At 65.7% G+C, this 16,864-nt stretch carries 15 protein-coding genes; 12 read left to right on the forward strand and 3 right to left on the reverse strand.

Features of this window, described 5'->3' with window-relative positions; genetic code table 11:
* Nucleotides 1–17: 17 nt before the first annotated feature.
* The 4 genes from coaD to AC1DS0_RS01915 all read left to right on the forward strand — a co-directional run bounded on the left by coaD (nucleotide 18) and on the right by AC1DS0_RS01915 (nucleotide 4,010).
* Nucleotides 18–518, forward strand: a complete 501-nt coding sequence (gene coaD / locus AC1DS0_RS01900) for a pantetheine-phosphate adenylyltransferase (RefSeq protein WP_476813074.1) — start codon at nucleotides 18–20, stop codon at nucleotides 516–518.
* Nucleotides 519–657: 139 nt separating this feature from the next.
* Entirely contained in the window at nucleotides 658–2,001 is a 1,344-nt protein-coding gene (gene proS / locus AC1DS0_RS01905) for a proline--tRNA ligase (RefSeq protein WP_476812697.1), read from the forward strand.
* 16 nt (nucleotides 2,002–2,017) lie between these two features.
* A complete protein-coding gene (locus AC1DS0_RS01910) occupies nucleotides 2,018–3,310 on the forward strand; it encodes a lipoprotein-releasing ABC transporter permease subunit (RefSeq protein WP_476812698.1) in 1,293 nt (430 codons plus the stop codon).
* 10 nt (nucleotides 3,311–3,320) lie between these two features.
* A complete protein-coding gene (locus AC1DS0_RS01915) occupies nucleotides 3,321–4,010 on the forward strand; it encodes an ABC transporter ATP-binding protein (RefSeq protein ID WP_476812699.1) in 690 nt (229 codons plus the stop codon).
* Nucleotides 4,011–4,019: 9 nt separating this feature from the next.
* Here the strand turns inward: AC1DS0_RS01915 and tagH are convergent, their stop codons facing one another.
* Genes tagH through AC1DS0_RS01930 form a run of 3 tightly spaced genes read right to left on the reverse strand, consistent with a single transcriptional unit; the run spans nucleotide 4,020 to nucleotide 7,890 of the window.
* Nucleotides 4,020–5,402: a type VI secretion system-associated FHA domain protein TagH gene (tagH, locus tag AC1DS0_RS01920; protein ID WP_476812700.1), complete on the reverse strand. Its 1,383-nt coding sequence runs from the start codon at nucleotides 5,400–5,402 to the stop codon at nucleotides 4,020–4,022.
* 60 nt (nucleotides 5,403–5,462) lie between these two features.
* Nucleotides 5,463–6,020, reverse strand: coding sequence for a DUF6931 family protein (locus AC1DS0_RS01925; protein WP_476812701.1), 558 nt, complete (start codon nucleotides 6,018–6,020; stop codon nucleotides 5,463–5,465).
* Between the two features lie 7 nt (nucleotides 6,021–6,027).
* Nucleotides 6,028–7,890 (reverse strand): type VI secretion system Vgr family protein, encoded by a 1,863-nt coding sequence (locus tag AC1DS0_RS01930; protein ID WP_476812702.1) that lies wholly within the window; start codon nucleotides 7,888–7,890, stop codon nucleotides 6,028–6,030.
* A gap of 116 nt (nucleotides 7,891–8,006) precedes the next feature.
* Here AC1DS0_RS01930 and AC1DS0_RS01935 point away from each other — a divergent pair, with 116 nt between their 5' ends.
* The 8 genes from AC1DS0_RS01935 (at nucleotide 8,007) to tssG (ending at nucleotide 16,856) form a co-directional block, all read left to right on the forward strand.
* Nucleotides 8,007–8,552 carry an OmpA family protein gene (locus AC1DS0_RS01935; RefSeq protein WP_476812703.1) on the forward strand — a complete coding sequence of 182 codons (546 nt, stop codon included), beginning with the start codon at nucleotides 8,007–8,009 and terminating at the stop codon, nucleotides 8,550–8,552.
* Between the two features lie 45 nt (nucleotides 8,553–8,597).
* The gene (locus tag AC1DS0_RS01940) at nucleotides 8,598–10,133 is read left to right on the forward strand and encodes a type VI secretion system protein TssA (RefSeq protein WP_476812704.1); all 1,536 of its coding nucleotides are present in this window, start codon (nucleotides 8,598–8,600) and stop codon (nucleotides 10,131–10,133) included.
* A 225-nt stretch (nucleotides 10,134–10,358) separates the two neighbouring features.
* Complete coding sequence (tssB, locus tag AC1DS0_RS01945; RefSeq protein WP_152014624.1) at nucleotides 10,359–10,892, forward strand: type VI secretion system contractile sheath small subunit; 534 nt, start codon at nucleotides 10,359–10,361, stop codon at nucleotides 10,890–10,892.
* An 11-nt stretch (nucleotides 10,893–10,903) separates the two neighbouring features.
* A complete protein-coding gene (tssC, locus tag AC1DS0_RS01950; protein ID WP_476812705.1) occupies nucleotides 10,904–12,406 on the forward strand; it encodes a type VI secretion system contractile sheath large subunit in 1,503 nt (500 codons plus the stop codon).
* Nucleotides 12,407–12,561: 155 nt separating this feature from the next.
* On the forward strand, nucleotides 12,562–13,044 hold the full coding sequence (locus tag AC1DS0_RS01955; protein ID WP_152014626.1) for an Hcp family type VI secretion system effector: 483 nt from the start codon (nucleotides 12,562–12,564) through the stop codon (nucleotides 13,042–13,044).
* A gap of 171 nt (nucleotides 13,045–13,215) precedes the next feature.
* Nucleotides 13,216–13,764 carry a type VI secretion system baseplate subunit TssE gene (locus tag AC1DS0_RS01960; RefSeq protein ID WP_476812706.1) on the forward strand — a complete coding sequence of 183 codons (549 nt, stop codon included), beginning with the start codon at nucleotides 13,216–13,218 and terminating at the stop codon, nucleotides 13,762–13,764.
* Between the two features lie 6 nt (nucleotides 13,765–13,770).
* A complete protein-coding gene (gene tssF / locus AC1DS0_RS01965) occupies nucleotides 13,771–15,732 on the forward strand; it encodes a type VI secretion system baseplate subunit TssF (RefSeq protein ID WP_476812707.1) in 1,962 nt (653 codons plus the stop codon).
* On the forward strand, nucleotides 15,729–16,856 hold the full coding sequence (gene tssG, locus AC1DS0_RS01970) for a type VI secretion system baseplate subunit TssG (protein ID WP_476812708.1): 1,128 nt from the start codon (nucleotides 15,729–15,731) through the stop codon (nucleotides 16,854–16,856). Before tssF ends, tssG begins: the two co-directional genes overlap by 4 nt.
* Nucleotides 16,857–16,864: the final 8 nt, after the last annotated feature.

Below are 16,864 nucleotides of genomic sequence, written 5' to 3' on the forward strand. Positions count from 1 at the left end.
TGGCTAACGCTCAGGGCATGAGCCACACCGCCTTCTACGCCGGGTCGTTCGACCCCGTCACCAACGGCCATCTCGATATGATCGAGGCCGCCTGCCGGCTGGTCGACAAGCTGGTCCTCGCCATCGGCGTCCACCCCGGCAAGACGCCGATCTTCTCCGCCGAGGAGCGGGCGGAGCTGCTGCGCGCCATCGCCGGCCCGGTCGCAGCGCAGTTCAAGACGCAGCTCGAGGTCACGACCTTCGCCGACCTGACCATCGACGCGGCCAAGCGCGCCGGCGCGACCATCCTGGTGCGTGGCCTGCGCGACGGCACCGACCTCGACCTCGAAATGCAGCTCGCCGGCATGAACCACACCATGGCGCCCGAGCTGCAGACCGTGCTGCTGCCCTCGACGCCGCAGGCGCGTCACATCACCGCAACTTTGGTGCGCCAGATCGCCGCGATGGGCGGCGATGTTTCCGCCTTCGTTCCGCCCGTTGTCAGCGACAGGTTGAAGGCGAAGTTCGCCAAGCGCTGACGCCCTCCGGACAATGCGATCTGCATTTTTCGCTGAATGCGATCTGCATTAGCGTTTGCAATTTGCAAACGCCGATGGTGTCTCTGGACTAATCTGAATCGGTGCGCGCTCGGTGCATCGCCCCTTCGACGAGTGTTCCATGCGCCTGTCCCGCTACTTCCTGCCGATCCTGCGCGATACGCCCAAGGAGGCGGAGATCGTCTCGCACCGGCTGATGTTGCGCGCCGGCATGATCCGTCAGCAGTCTGCCGGGATCTACTCGTGGCTGCCGCTCGGCCTGCGCGTGCTCAACAAGATCAGCGCGGTGGTCCGCGAGGAGCAGAATCGCGCCGGCGCCGTCGAGATCCTGATGCCGACCATCCAATCGGCCGATCTCTGGCGCGAGAGCGGGCGCTACGACGCCTATGGCAAGGAGATGCTGCGGATCAAGGACCGGCACGACCGCGACATGCTCTACGGCCCGACCAATGAGGAGATGGTCACCGAGATCGTCCGCTCCTACGTCAAGTCTTACAAGGATCTGCCGCTCAACCTCTACCACATCCAGTGGAAGTTCCGGGACGAGGTCCGCCCGCGCTTCGGTGTGATGCGCGGCCGCGAGTTCCTGATGAAGGACGCCTATTCCTTCGATCTCGACAAGGAATCGGCCCGGCACGCCTACAACCGCATGTTCACCGCCTATCTGCGAACCTTCACCCGGCTCGGCCTGAAGGCGATCCCGATGCGTGCCGACACCGGCCCGATCGGCGGCGATCTCAGCCACGAATTCATCGTGCTCGCATCGACCGGCGAGAGCGAGGTCTTCTGCCACAGCGACTACCTGACCTTCGACACGCCGGCCGCGGACACCGATTTCGACAGCGTGTCCGGCCTGCAGGGCATCTTCGACAAGTGGACGAGCCTCTACGCCGCCACCGAGGAGATGCATGACAAGGCCGCCTTCGAGGCGATGCCTGAGGACAAGCGCGTCTCGGCGCGCGGTATCGAAGTCGGTCATATCTTCTATTTCGGCACCAAGTACTCCGAGCCGATGGGAGCGAGTGTCACCGGTCCGGACGGCCAGCAAGTGCTGCTGCATGGTGGTTCCTACGGCATCGGCCCGAGCCGTCTCGTCGCCGCGCTGATCGAAGCCGGTCATGACGAGGGCGGCATCGTCTGGCCCGACGAGATCGCGCCCTTCGACATCGCCGTGCTCAACCTCAAGACAGGTGATGCCGCGACCGACGGCGCCTGCGAGCAGCTCTACAAAGGGCTCGCCGCGAAAGGCTACGACATGGTCTACGACGACCGCGACGAGCGCCCGGGCGGCAAGTTCGCCACTGCCGACCTGATCGGCATCCCCTGGCAGATCATCGTCGGTCCGAAGGGGCTGGCCGAGGGCAAGGTCGAGATCAAGCGTCGCGCCGGCGGCGAGCGCGAGCTGGTCTCGCTCGAGGCGGCGCTGGCGCGTTTCCCGGGCAAAAGTGCGGAGACGAACGCGTGAGCGGAGGAGGGCGGTCATGAGCGCCGTCGCCGAGGCTCGGGAGAGCGTGCCGACCGGCACGAAAGCCTTCGCCGGCTTCGAATGGCTGCTCGCCGGCCGCTATCTGCGCACGCGCCGGCGCGAGGGCTTCGTCTCGGTCATCGCTGGCTTCTCCTTTCTCGGCATCCTGCTCGGCGTCGCGACGCTGATCATCGTGATGTCGGTGATGAATGGCTTCCGCAAGGAGCTGCTGGAGAAGATTGTCGGCGTCAACGGCCACATCTTCGCGACCCCGATCGACCGGCCGCTCGACGATTACGAGCAGGTCGCGGCCAAGCTGCGCCAGGTGCAGGGCATCAAGCTCGCGATCCCGCTGGTCGAGGGACAGGCGCTGGCCTCCTCGCAGGTCGGCAATGGCGGCGTCCTGGTGCGCGGCATCTCGGAGGACGACATCAAGTCGATCCCCTTCATCGCGGGCAATGTCCGCCAGGGCACGCTCGACGGATTTGCTGCGGCCAACGGCGTCGCGATCGGCCGGCGGCTCGCGGGCTCGCTCGGCCTGCAGGTCGGCGACACCATCACCATCGTCACTCCGCGCGGCGCTTCGACGCCGTTCGGCACGGCGCCACGGATCAAGGCCTATCCGGTCACGGCGATCTTCGAGATCGGCATGTCGGAGTTCGACGCCTCCTTCGTCTTCATGCCGCTCGCCGAGAGCCAGGCCTATTTCAACCGCGACGGCGACGTGAACGTCATCGAGATCTTCATCGACAATCCCGATCAGACGCAGGCAGTGCGTGACCGGATCGAGGCCGATCCGCCGCGGCCGCTCGTGCTGTCCGACTGGCGCCAGCGCAATCGCACCTTCTTCAATGCGCTCGAGGTCGAGCGCAATGTCATGTTCATTATCCTGACCCTGATCGTGCTGGTCGCGACGCTGAACATCGTCTCCGGCCTGATCATGCTGGTGAAGGACAAGACGGAGGACATCGCGATCATGCGCACCATGGGCGCCTCGCGCGGCACGGTGCTGCGGGTCTTCCTGATCACAGGCGCAGCGATCGGCGTGGTTGGCACGTTCGCTGGGTTCGTCCTCGGTCTCCTCTTCGCCAAGAACATCCAGACCATCAACAAGGGCTTGAGCAAGCTGTTGGGTATCAATCCCTGGGATCCGACCGTGCGCTTCCTGAGCGATATTCCCTCGGTGATCGACTGGCGCGAGGTTGCCACCGTCGTGGTGATGACGCTCGTCCTGTCGCTGCTGGCGACGCTCTATCCGGCCTGGAAGGCGGCGCGGCTCGACCCCGTCAAAGCCCTGCGGATGGGTTGAGGACGCGACAATGGCAACCGAGACGCCGGCGCTCTTCCTCTCCCAGATCGAGCGCTACTATCCCCAGTCCGACGGTCCGCTCGAGATCCTGCGCAAGGCCGATTTCGCGATCTGGCCGGGTGAGCTCGTGGCACTCGTCGCCCCGAGCGGCACCGGCAAGTCGACCCTGCTCCATGTCGCCGGCCTGCTGGAGAGCCCCGATAGCGGCGAGGTCTTCATCGGCGGCGTGCCGACCTCGCAGCTCGACGACAAGGGCCTGACCCGGCTGCGGCGCACCGAGATCGGCTTCGTCTATCAGTTCCACCATCTCCTGCCGGAGTTCACCGCGCTGGAGAATGTCGTCCTGCCGCAGCGCATTCGCGGCCTCGGCAAGGCCGAGGCTGCATCGCGCGCGACCGAGCTGCTGAGCTTCCTTGGTCTAGGCGATCGGCTCGATCATCTGCCGGGCGAATTGTCGGGCGGCGAGCAGCAGCGCGTCGCCATCGGCCGCGCCGTCGCCAATGCGCCGCGCGTGCTGCTGGCCGACGAGCCGACCGGCAATCTCGACCCGCACACGTCACTGCACGTCTTCAACACGCTGGTGGCGCTGGCGCGCGCTTCGGGCCTGGCGGCGCTGATCGCGACGCATAATCTCGACCTCGCCTCCCGCATGGACCGCCAGGTCACGATCCGCGACGGAATGGTCGTGCCGCTGGGCTGAGATTTTGGCTCAGCCCCCGCCGCGGTCGTAGCACTCGGCGAAATAGAGCATGAAGGCGTCGACCAGCCCGTCCTCGTAAGGAGCGGTCTTCGCTTCCCAGCGCGCGACATAGGCGTCCCAGAGCTTGCCCTTGCGCGAGGAGAGCAGGCCATCGAGCCCGCGCCCGGCGTCGAGCCCCTCGGCGACCGCCTGCGGATCGAGGTCCTCGACCAGCATGCGCAGCGCGTGCTGCATCGCCGAATAGGTCTTGATCTGGTGGACCTTGAGGTCCCTGAAGCTCTCCTCGAACGCCTTCTGCGCGTTGAGGTAGCCGCTCGTCGGCCGGCCGAAGATCAGCTTCAGCGCATCCTCGATCGTCGGCGAGAACTTCAGCGGGTTATTGTCCTGCGCCTGGATCATCGTCTGGTTGGAGCTGCGCGCGATACGCTTGCTCTCGGCCCGCGCCGCCAGCAGCGCCTTCAGCTCGATGGCGATCAGGCGCATCAGCGCGCCGGTCTGCTCGGCGAAGGCGCCGGGATCCTGCCAGGACAGTTCCTCGGCCGGCAGGCCGGCTCCGCGGGCGAAGCGGGCGATGAACTCGGCCGCCGAGATCGACGGGCCACCCGCCGGGGCGCCCGTGGGCGGCGGGGGAGGTGGCGGCGGCGCCATGGGCCGGGGCGGCGGTTCGTAAGGCGCGTCGAAGCTCGGGCGTGCTGGCGGCCCGGCCGGCGCCTCGTCCCAGGGATTGCCGGCGGGCGCGGCCGAGGGGGGGCGGCGCGGCGTCGGGATCGGGGCGATCGGCTCGGGCTCGGGCACCGGCGGCGCCTGGTATGGCGCCCAGGCAAGATCGTCCGGCCGTGACGGTTGAGGTGGCGGAGCCGGCGGCGCAACATAGACCTGCGCCGATTCCGACGGAGTCGGGATATCGGCGGCCCAGTCGATGAACGGGGCGTGCACGGGCTGGTATTTCTGCGGCGGAATCAGGTCACGGCGGGCGATCGGCGGCGCCTCGTCGCCGTTCGAATCCCATAGCGATTCGCCGGGCGGCGGCGGCATCGGCGCCCGCTCTGCCGGGCCGGGCGCTCCGCGCTCGGCCTCGTCGATCGCGACCGCTATGATGTATTGGCCGATCTCGAGCCGGTCGCCATGCTGCAACCGATAGGGTGACTGCACCCGGTAGGCACCGCCATTGACGAAGGTGCCGTTGGTCGAGATGTCGCGCAGCCAGTAGGCGTTGTCGTTGAAGCGGACTTCGCAATGGCGCCCGGAGATGGCACGGCTCGGATCCGGCAGGCACCAGTCGAGATGCTGGTCGCGGCCGATATCCAACCCGCGCCCGCCGCTCAGCGTCACGCTGAGCGGGCCGCCATCCGGCAGCGAAGCCTGGTTCTCGATCGTCAGCGTCAGCGCCATGTCGGGCCGCCCGCCTCGTCATAGCCCGACACCGGCTGCCGCATCGGCGCCGGGGCCATGCTATGCTCTCGTCCTACCGCTTTCGTCATCGATCAGACGAATGCATGCTTCGACGCAATTTCGCAATGCGGCATCGCGCTCTGGCTCGGATACCCGTCCGAGTGCGGTTAATACCGCGATCCGCGCCGTCTGCGCGGTCAAGTCCGGTGGTGCGGGTACGGCATGGCTCGCCACCATGCTGCCGCCGGAATAGCCGGCCGCGAGCGCGACCCAGGTGCCGAGGCTGGCGTGATGGCCGCTTTCGCCGAGCGCCAGGGCAGCACGGCGCGTCTCGTCGGTCGGGTCGCGCACCCAGGTTTCGGCTGCCTTCAGGCCGGGATCGGCCGGGGCTCCGGGCGGCTGCATGCGCTGGACGCTCTGTAGGGCCCACCAGACCGTCTCGCGGCGGGGCATCAGGAAAGCGCAGAAGCCGATCGCGTCCTTGTGATCGCCCGCCGCAACGAGCTTGCGCAGGAAGCTCAGCGGCGGCTCGGTGGTCGGCGCGGTCTGGATGATCTCGCGCGCGGCGGGGAAGGTTTCGAAGACCTCCTGCGCCGTGCTGAACCGAAGTTTCGACATCGCGGCCTCAGTTGATCTTGACGACGCCGCCGGTGATGATGGTCGCACCGCCGCCGTTGATCTCGGTCTTGGCCGTGCTCTGCACCGTGATCGTCGGCGAGGAGATGGTGATGTTGGTCGGCGTCATCGTGATCTCGCTCTGGCCGCAGACCAATTTGATCTCGAGCGCAGCCTCGACATAGCGCTTGCCCTGCTTGACGTGCAGCTTGTCGCTGCCGCTCAGGATCTGGGTCGTGCGGGCGAAGTCGGTTGGACCACCCTCGAATTTCTTGCCGACGTCGCGGGTCTCGAGGTTGAAGACCTCGGTCTTGTGGTCGCGCTCGGCCTGCATGGAGAAGATCTCCTTGCCGGCCAGGTCCTCGAACTTGATCTCGTTGAACTTGCCCGACTTGCCGCCGCCATCGGTCGATTCCGATTTCAGGCCGGACTGGGTCTTGTTGGCCGGCAGGTCGTAGGGCGGCATGTGCTGGTCGTTGACCACGGCGCCGGTGATGATCGGCCGGTCAGGATCGCCGCCGATATAGGAGACGACGACCTCCTGGCCGATGCGCGGGATGATCTGGCCGCCCCAGTTCTTGCCCGACCAGGCCTGCGCCACGCGCACGCGGCAGGAGGTCGACTCCTTCTCGCGATCCCAGTGGAAGCGCAGCCAGATGCGGCCGTATTTGTCGACGTCGATGTCACCTTCCTCACCCTTGTTCTTCTCGCCGACCACCTTGGCGGTGTCGGGGCCGATATGGAGTGGGGAGGGCGTCAGCAGCGGGGCGCGGAAGCGCTTGGTGGCTTTCTGGAGCTCGTAGGAGCCGTGATAGATCGCCTGGTCGGTGCGCTTGGAGGAGCGATAGCTCTGCACGCCGTAGCTGTGCGTCGCCCGCACCACCAGGAACTCGGCGTTCTCCGAGCCGACCGGGTGATCGGCCAGCGTCATCAACGTCCCAGGATTGAGGCTTGGCGCATCGCCGACTGCGAGGCGCCGCTCGTCCTGCGCCTGCTCGGCCTGGACCTGGATACGGGCGAGCTTCTCGCCCTTGCCGCGGTCGAGATAGGCGCCGGGATAGTCGAAAGCCTCGTAGGACTTGGTGCGCGGGAAGCCGTCCTCGGCGCGCGCCGTCAGGTCCGAGGTTGATTTCTCGAAATCATAGTCCTTGATCTCGATCTTGCCGGTCCGCAGCCGCCGCTGCGCCGACCATTGCGTCAGATGCTCGATCCGGCGCCTCTGGGCCCCGTCCGTCGGCATGAAGGGGTAGGCGGCGCCGGCTCCGGTGAAGCTCGGCTCGGCCGCGGCAGTCACCGCATCATGCGAGTTGCGCGCATCCGAGAGGACCAGCTTGTGGTCCCCCTCCGTGTGCTTGAAATAGTAGTAGATGCCGTATTTCTCCATCAGGCGCAGGACGAAGTCGAGATCGGACTCGCGATACTGCACGCAATAGTCGATCTCCGGCGGCGGCTCGCTGACGCGATCCTCGAAGCTCGCCTTGTCCTCTTTCCCGAAGATCGTCTTGATGATGTCGAGCGCCGTCTTGTTCTTGAAGATGCGGCAATCGGAGCGCTGCGAGAGCAGCCAGAGCCAGGGCCGCAGCACGAAGCGGTAGTGGTCCAGATCCTTCTCCCGACCGAGCCACTGCGCCTCGACCAGCACGCCGTTGAAGATCCGGTCTTCACCGTTCTTCAGCGTCATTTTGATATGACATTTCTCGCCAATTAAATTTTGAAGATCGTCGCCTCGAGCAGTACTCACAGCCTCGATTTGATAGACAAACAATTCGCTGAGAGCTTCGCGCGCCTCAAACTTGAGAAGTGAGAAGACATCTTGACCCGCCGGTGTCGTAAAGGAGGCAAGTCTTTTCGATTGTCCTGGAGCGGCGGGCATCAACCAAACCTCGTGGCTTGCGACAAGAGACGACTATTGACGCAGCAAACGCTGCGAGGCATAATTCGCGCCGTCAGTCTTCAACCGCCTCAGCGAACCTAAACGGGAGGAAGACCGTGCGCAAGCAGGCCCTTGTCATGGTTAGTGCCGCTCTTGCCGCAGGCTTCTGCGTCCTGTCGCCGCTTTTTGCGCAGGCGCAAGCCTACAAGTCGGATGATATCGTCAAGCACTTCGGAGCCGCGAAGCCGAATCTCGGCGTCTCGCGCGGTCTGTGCGTCGGCACAGAGGCCGAATGCAACAAGGCCGGCCACGTCGTGAAACCGCCGACCGCCTTCGATCTCGTCGTCAAGTTCAAATACAATTCCGACGTGCTCGAGTCCGAGGCGCGGGTGAATCTCGACGAGTTCGCCAAGGCGCTGAAGGACCCGCAGCTTTCGGCGAGCAGCTTCCTGGTCGAGGGGCACACCGACGCCAGCGGCACCGCGGACTACAATCTGAGTCTGTCGGAGCGGCGGGCCAAGGCGGTCGTGCGCTATCTCAGCGAGCGTGGCGTCGATACCGCCAAGCTCGTGCCGCGCGGTCTTGGCCAGAGCAAGCCCGTCGTTTCCGACAAGTTCTCGGCCGATAATCGCCGGGTCGAGACGCGGCTGCAGGTGGAGTGACGGCCAGGCGGCCGGCCCGATAATCTCGATCGACCGTGAGGGGGCATGGCCGCGCTCAATTTCGCTGATCTGGCGAAGCCGATTTCGGCCGACGACCCCTGCGGTCCCGATCCGGATGCCGATCCCGACGTCATGAACGTCATGGCGCGCCTCGAAGTGGCGCTGCCGACCTCCTATTTCCGCCGCGACGACGAAGGGCGGCAGATTCCGTTCGATCGCAGCACGATCGATTTTCCCGTAGCCTTCGGCGATCTCGGCAAGGTGCTGAAGCAGAGCCGTGACCTGCGTGGCTTCGTCCTGGCGGGCAAGCTTTGTCTGCTCAATCGCGACATTGCCGGTTTCGCCGCGAGCCTCGGGCTGATCGTGAGCTATCTCGGCGATTATTGGGAGGAGGTCTATCCTCGGGCCGAGGACGGCGACTTCATCATGCGCGAGGTCGCGCTGCAGGGGCTCGACGAGAACGCCACCGTCGCCTTGCCGCTGCAGCATGCGCCGCTGTTCCTTAGCAAGCGGCTGGGACAGGTGATGTTCCGCAGCCAGCTCGTCGCCTCGGGCGAGCTGCGCCCCGGCGAGGATGAGCAGCACCCGGACGCCGGCGGGATCAATGCGGCGCTGAAGGAGGCGGAGCTTTCCGACCTGACGTCTATGCTCGGCCATGTCAGCGCGATCCGGGACGCCCAATCCCGGTTGCGTGCGATCTGGAGCGAACGGCTCGGCGCCGACCAGGCGGTGACCTTCCCGCGGCTGGCCGCCCTGGTCGGGCAGATCATCGTCTTTCTCGAGGCCGCGATCGAACGGAAAGCGCCGGGCGGGCAGGGTGTTGCCGTCGCCGACGCGCCTGCTGCCGGCGGCGGTGTTGCGGCTGCTGGGCCGATCGCGGCTGCGGCGCTTCCGGCCGGCGTCTGCACCTCCGTCGACGAGGCCCAGGCCGCGCTCGCCGGCTGTCTCGGCTATTTCCGCCGGGTCGAGCCGTCCAGCCCGGCCGTGCTGTTGATCGGGCAGGCGCAGCGCCTGATCGGCAAGTCGCTGATCGAGGTCATCCAGATCATGTTCCCGGAGCACGTCGACAAGGCGATGCTCGAGATCGGCGACGACACGAAATACCAGCTGCCGCTGGAACGCCTCGGTGGCGACGGTTCTGGCAGCGGCTATGGCGACGATAGCGGTGATGACGACGGCTACGCCTCCGATGGCGACGAAGAGAGCTCGTCCTACGACGACGAGGAAAACTCGTCGGATGCCGAGGAGACGGACGCCGGGGACGGAGCTGACGAGGAAACCGACGACGAAGGGGAGCAGGGCGCCGACGAGGAGGCTGAGAGCGAGCAGCCGCGGGCCGAGACCGAATCCAGAGCGAGCGCTTCCGCGGCGGCCGCATCTGTGCCTGCGATCACCATCGCGAGCCGGGCCGAAGCGATCGCCCGGATGAAGGCCGTCGCCGGCTTCTATCGTCACGCCGAGCCGTCCAATCCGGTTCCCTTATTGATGGACAAGGCCTGCGCGCTGGCACAGCAAGATTTTCTCTCGCTCCTGAGCGATATCCTCCCTGAAGTCGGCATAAGGCAGAGCAGCGGCGAATAGGCCGCGACGGTCCCTTCGTGGAGCGCCGCGCCTCATTCGTTCGGTGGATGCGATAACGTCATCCACCTGCAAAGCTGAGCTGGCTGAATCACCTCATGCAGCCGATGCGAGCAGTTCGACGAGAACTGTCAAGCGGTCGGCAAGTGTGTATGGTATAGCGAGCTCGATCGTAAGCGTGGCATCACGCTCTCCTTGCGTGATGCCTCTAAAGGAAGGGGCGCCGTCATGGCCGGAGATTCGGGGCAGAAATTCATTCGCCGCAACAGGCCGCCGCGGGTCCACATTACCTATGAGGATCCCTACAATGCCGATCAGAAGGTCGAGCTGCCCTTCGTGATGGGGGTTCTCGCCGATCTCTCGGGCAATGCCTCGGCGGTCGAGAAGCCCGACGTCGGCGAACGCAAGTTCCTCGACATCGACATGGACAATTTCGATCAGCGCATGGCCGCGATTGAACCGGGCGCGGCCTTTGCCGTCCCCAACCGGCTCGGCGATGGGAGCGACAAGCTCTCCGTGTCGCTGAAGTTCAAGAAATACGAGGACTTCAACCCGGCTGCGATCGCCCGCCAGATTCCGGCGACGGCCAAGCTGCTGGAGGCGCGCGAGCAGCTCGCCAACCTCCTGCGCTACATGGATGGCAAGGTCGCGGCCAGCGACCAGCTCAAGGCCCTTCTGGCTGATCCGCAATTGATGGCGGCGCTGAAGGACAAGCTCGGCGAAAAGCCGGCTGGTGACGACAAGCAGGACGGTAACGGGTAAGCGAGGCGGCCATGGCGGAAGCACAGATCCAACACCCCGGCGCGGCAACTGCTGAAACGCAAGGCGCCGACGATTTCTCGGCACTGCTGAAGCAGAGCTTCAAGCCGAAGACCGAACGAGCGGCGAGCGAGGTCGAGAATGCGGTCGCGACCCTGGTCAACCAGGCTCTCGCCGACTCGACGCTGATCAAGGGCGACGTACTCGACACGATCGAGGAGATGATCGCCCGGCTCGATGCCAAGCTCAGCGAGCAGATGAACGAGGTGCTGCACGCACCGGAATTCCAGAAGCTCGAAAGCGCCTGGCGCGGCCTCAACTACCTCGTCTTCAACTCCGAGACCGACTCGCAGCTGAAGATCAAGGTGATGAACGTCGGCAAGACCGAGCTCTATCGCAACCTCAAGACCTATCCCGGCGCCCGCTGGGACCAGAGCCCGCTCTTCAAGCAGCTCTACGAGCAGGAGTTCGGTCAGCTCGGCGGCCAGCCCTTCGGCGCGCTCGTCGGCGACTATCACTTCAGTCACGCTCCCACGGACGTGCAGTTGCTGCGCGATCTCTCCAAGGTCGCGGCCGCCGCTCACGCGCCGCTCTTCACCGGCGCCGATCCGAACCTGATGGGCATGGACTCCTGGACGGAGCTCTCCAACCCGCGTGATCTCGGAAAGGTCTTCGACACCCCCGACTACGCGGCCTGGAAGGGCCTGCGCGACGCGGCCGACTCCCGTTATGTCGGCCTGTGCCTGCCGCGGGTGCTGGCGCGGGTTCCTTACGGCGCCAAGTCGGAGCCGGTCGAGGAGTTCGCCTTCGAGGAGGACACCGACGGTCACAAGGGCGAGAAATACGCCTGGATGAACGCAGCCTATGCCATGGCGGTGAACATCAACCGGGCCTTCAAGGAGTATGGCTGGTGCACCCGCATTCGCGGCGTCCAGTCGGGCGGCGAGGTCCTCAACCTGCCGACCCACACCTTCCCGACCGATGACGGCGGCGTCGACCTGAAGTGCCCGACCGAGATCGCGATCAGCGACCGCCGCGAGGCGGAGCTGGCCAAGTCCGGCCTGATCCCGCTGATCCATCGCAAGAACACGGACAAGGCGGCGTTCATCGGAGCGCAGTCGCTCTACAAGCCCAAGGCCTTCTTCGGGCCCGACGGCGTCGCGGCGACTGCTTCCGACAATCTGTCCTCGCGTCTGCCTTACATGTTCGCCGTGTCGCGCTTCGCGCACTATCTGAAGTGCATGGTTCGCGACAAGGTTGGCTCCTACAAGGAGCGCGAACCCCTGCGCCGCTGGCTGCAGGAGTGGATCACCGAATATGTCGACGGCGATCCGCTGAACTCCAGCGAGGAGACGAAGGCGCGCAAGCCCCTGTCCGAAGCGCGCATCGACGTCTTCGAGGACGAGGAGAACCCCGGCTACTACTCGGCCAAGTTCTACCTCCGGCCGCACTTCCAGCTCGAGGGCATGGATATCGGTCTGAGCCTCGTCTCGCGCCTGCCGGCGCCCAAGACCTGAGACCCAGGCGCGTTCCAAGGCGCGCCGGCCCCCCAGGACAACTGTTGGCCCTGCGCTTATCGCGCAGGGAGAGTGGCGACGCATGGGGGGAGCTCTCCAGGCGACGCGAGTTCTATGCCTAAATCACCGCAATCAGCCAATCATTGGAGAGCATCATGGCAAGTGACTTCCTGCTTGAGATCGAAGGCATCAAGGGCGAAAGCCAGGACGCCAAGCACAAGGACACGATCGAGATCGAGTCCTTCTCCTGGGGTGTCAGCAACTCCGGCACGCATGCTGCGGGCCATGGCGGCGGCGCCGGCAAGGCCAGCTACCAGGACCTGCACTGCACGGCGAACGTCAACAAGGCCTCGCCGACGCTGATGCTGAAATGCGCCACCGGCGAGCACATCAAGAAGGCCGTGCTGCACGTCCGCAAGCAGGGCAAGGGCCAGCAGGAGTTCTACACGGTCACTCTCGAGGATCTGCTCGTGTCGAGCTATCAGTCGGGCGACTCGACCGGTGGCAACCCGGTGCCGACCGACCAGTTCTCGCTGAACTTCGCCAAGATCAAGTACGAGTACAAGCCGCAGAACAAGGACGGCTCGCTCGGCTCGACCGTGACCGGCACCTACGACCTCAAGAAGAACCAAGAGTAATACGCCATTCCAGCCGGGTCCGCTCAGGCGGGCCCGGCTGGAGGGCAGCTTCCGGCGTCTTGCCTCGACCGGCGTCGCCGATCCTGTCACGCTCCGCACGGACTCCCCGCGATTGCGGCAGCAATCACCGGGAGTCCGTCGCATTGAGCAGCTTCGTTCGGGATGACCCATATGCTCGACCCCAAGGCGAAGAACCGATTGCGACCGCCGTTGATGTTCGCCTTCCGCGAGGCGCATCGCGCCAAGGACGCCAAGGTCCAGCTCGACCTGCGCGACGCCGGCGGCGAGCGCGTGGTCGCTGGACGCCGCGCCGCACCGCGGACCGCGATCACCGAGAGCAAGCTGCGCCAGGAGATCGCGATCGACCTCGAAGCTCTGGTCAACACGATCAATTTCGGTTCCTCGACCGATCTGTCGCGCTTCGAGCATGTCCGCCGCTCCGTGCTCAACTGCGGCTTTCCGGACGTCCAGAACAAGTCGATCGATGAGCACCGCGTCGGCGCGATCAAGGACGAGCTCGCGCAGGTGCTGCTCGCCTACGAGCCGCGGCTCATGAAGCAGTCGATCGTGGTCGAGCGCGACGAAGGACTCGATAAGGCGGAGCTCAAGATCCGCTTCATCGTGCGGGCAGATCTCAATTGCGAGCCGTTGAATATTCCGGTGCAATTCGTCGCCGATGTCGAGCTCGACACCGGCAAGATCGCGATCAAGAACCGGTAGCGTGGAATGAACCAGGAATTCCTCGATTTCTACAATCGCGAGCTCAGGCTCTTCACCGAGCATACGAAGGAGTTCGCCGAGGAATACCCCGGCATCGCCGAGCGGCTCGGCGGGCTGGTCGGCGAGCGCATGGACCCGATGGTCGGCGGCCTGCTGGAGGGAGCGGCCTTCCTTGCCGCGCGTGTCCAGCTCAAGCTCAAGCACGAATTCCCCGAGTTCACCAACAATCTGCTCGAGCAGCTGATCCCGAACTATCTGGCGCCGACGCCGTCGGCTCTGCTCGCCGGGATCGCGCCCACCTATGGCGATCCGGCTCTGCGCGAGGGCGTCGAGGTGCCGCGCGGCTCCTATCTCGACGCAACCTATGTCGAGCGCGACCGACGCGTCGCCTGCCGCTACCGGCTGAGCTCGCCCGTCACGATCTGGCCGTTCGAGGTCGCCTCGGCCGAATACATCGCCGCGCCGGGGCGGCTGCAGGCGCTGGGGCTCCCGGCCGATGGGCGGGTGCTGTCTGGACTGCGCCTGTCGCTGACCCATCGCATCGCCAGCGACCCGGCCGAGGAGCCATCGCCGGAGCAGGCGAGCAAGCTGCCGAACAGCTGGTTTGCCGGCTGCAAGACGCGCGATCTCACGTTGCACCTGCTCGGCACGGAAGCCGATGCGATCGCGCTCTACGAGCAGATCTTCGCCGATCGCCTCGGTCTCTATTTCCGCTATCTCGACGAATTCGGCGATCCGGTGGTGCTGTCGGGGGCGGAGTGTGGGCTGGAGCAGATCGGCTTCGATGAGGACGAGGCACTGCTGCCGGCAGATACGCGGGTCTTCCGCGGCTTCGACCTGCTGCGCGAGCAGTTCTGGTTCCCGCGCAAATTCCTCGGCTTCAAGCTGACCGGCCTCGACAAGGTGATGTCCCGGCTCAAGGCCAAGACGGTCGACATCATCTTCGTCTTCGATGAGGTCAATACGCGCCTGCCGGCGGCGGTCCAGCGCGAGCTGTTCGCACTCTATGCCGCTCCGGCGGTGAACCTGTTCGAGAAGACGACCGACCGCATCCCGGTACGCCGGAACGAGCACGAGTATCACGTCGTACCCGATCGCAGCCGCATGCTCGACTATGAGCCGCACTCGATCCTCGACGTCTATGCGCATTATAGCGGCGGCCGCGACAAGCAGCCGGTCCACCCGCTCTATTCCTCACCCGAAGGCGCTTCGCCGACCCATGGTCTGCTCTATACGCAGCGGCGGCTGCCGCGCCGGCGCTCTTCGGCCGAGCGCCGCGAGGGGCGGGCGTCCGACTATACCGGCACCGAGATGTTCATCTCGCTCTACGAGCCGGCGACGGTCTCCGATGCCGCAGCCGTGGCCGAACTCAGCATCCGGGCTCTCTGTTCCAATCGCCATCTGACCGAGCATCTGCCGACCGGGGTCGGCGGCGCCGATTTCCGCCTGATTGACAATGTCGTGCTCGACGTGACCTCCCTCGCCGGGCCGACACCGCCGCGCGAGCCGATCGTCTCGCAGCTCCGGCTGCGTTCGGAGACGGCGAGCACCGGCGTCGTCACCTGGCGGTTGATCAATCTGCTCAGCCTCAACCATCTCGGCCTGGTCCAGCGTGGCGCCGGCGAGAACGCCGAGGCGCTGCGCGAGATGCTCTCGCTCTTCGCCGACCTCGCCGACAGCGCCACCGAGCGCCGCATCCGCGGCATCAAGAGCGTCGACAGCCGCCCGGTGATCCGGCGGTTCCCGCAGCGGGCCGGGACAGGCGCCGCCCGCGGGCTCGAGATTACCGTCCTCTTCGACGAAAAGGCGTTCGAGGGCAGCGGCGTCTTCCTGCTGGGGGCGATCCTCGACCGCTTCTTCGCTGAATATGCGGCGATGAACCATTTCACCCAGACGGTGATCCGCACCGTCGAGCGCGGCGAGGTCATGCGCTTTCCGCCGCGCGCCGGCACGAGGCGCATCCTGTGAACAAGAGCGCGCCAACCCTGCCGCCACCGGCCGCGCTCGACGATCTGCGCGTCGAGCCGCCCTTCGTCGAAGGGCTGCGGGCCGAGCCCTGGCGGCATGATTTCTACGCGGCGCTGCGCCGGATCGAGCGCAGCTTCCCCGAACGCGAGCGCATCGGCGACGTCGCCGCCAGGCGCGACGAATACATCGCGCTCGGCGAGCAGCCCTATTTGGATTTCCCAGCCTCGACCATCGCCGAGGCCGATCGCGACCTGCAGGGTCGGCTGCGGCTCTTCGTCAAGTTCCTCGGCCTGCTCGGCCCGCAAGGTGCGCTGCCGCTGGCGACGACCGAGGAGAGCTATCACTGGCAGCTCGTCCGCGACGACGCCTTCCCGCGCTTCCTCGACATCTTCAACAACCGCTTCCTGCAGCTGTTCTACCGGGCCTGGGCGGATTCGCGGCCGGTTGCGCAGCACGACCGGCCCGACAGGGACCGCTTCATCGCCTATGTCGGCAGCATGACGGGCCTGGGCTCGCAGCCCTATCAGAACCGTGACAGCGTCCCCGATCCCGAAAAGCTCGCCCATGCCGGGCTCACCGGCGCGCAGGCCAAGTCGGCTTCGCGCCTGCGCAGCCTGCTCGCCGGCCTCTTCGACATCGAGGTCGAGGTCGAGCAGTTCGTCGGCATGCGGCTGGTCTTCGACCCGGAGGACCGGACCAAGCTCGGCCGCGGCCAATGCGCCCTGGGCAGCAATGTCCTGCTCGGCGCCAGCGTCTACAGCGTCGAGGACAAGTTCCGGGTCAAGCTGGTCGCGCGCGACCTCGAGCAGTTCAACCGGTTCCTGCCGAATGGCGACCGCTGCGAGCCTTTGGCCGATGCCGTGTTCTTCTATCTCGGCGAGCAGTTCGAATGGGACGTCGAGCTCGCTTTGCCGGTCGGCAAGGTCCAGCCGATGCAGCTCGGCCGCTCCGGCGCGCTCGGCTGGTCGAGCTGGATCTCGCCGAACTGGAACGTCCCGGACGGCAGTCTGCGCCGCGATGCCCGTTTCCACCCCGCCGAACGCATGCGCCAGAAACGCAGCCGGAAAAGCCAGAACTTGACCAAGCAAGCTTCCACCAAGCCAGCTTCATCGAAACAAACCTGATCCAAAAA

Source organism: Allobosea sp. P4_H5 (genome assembly GCF_056400825.1).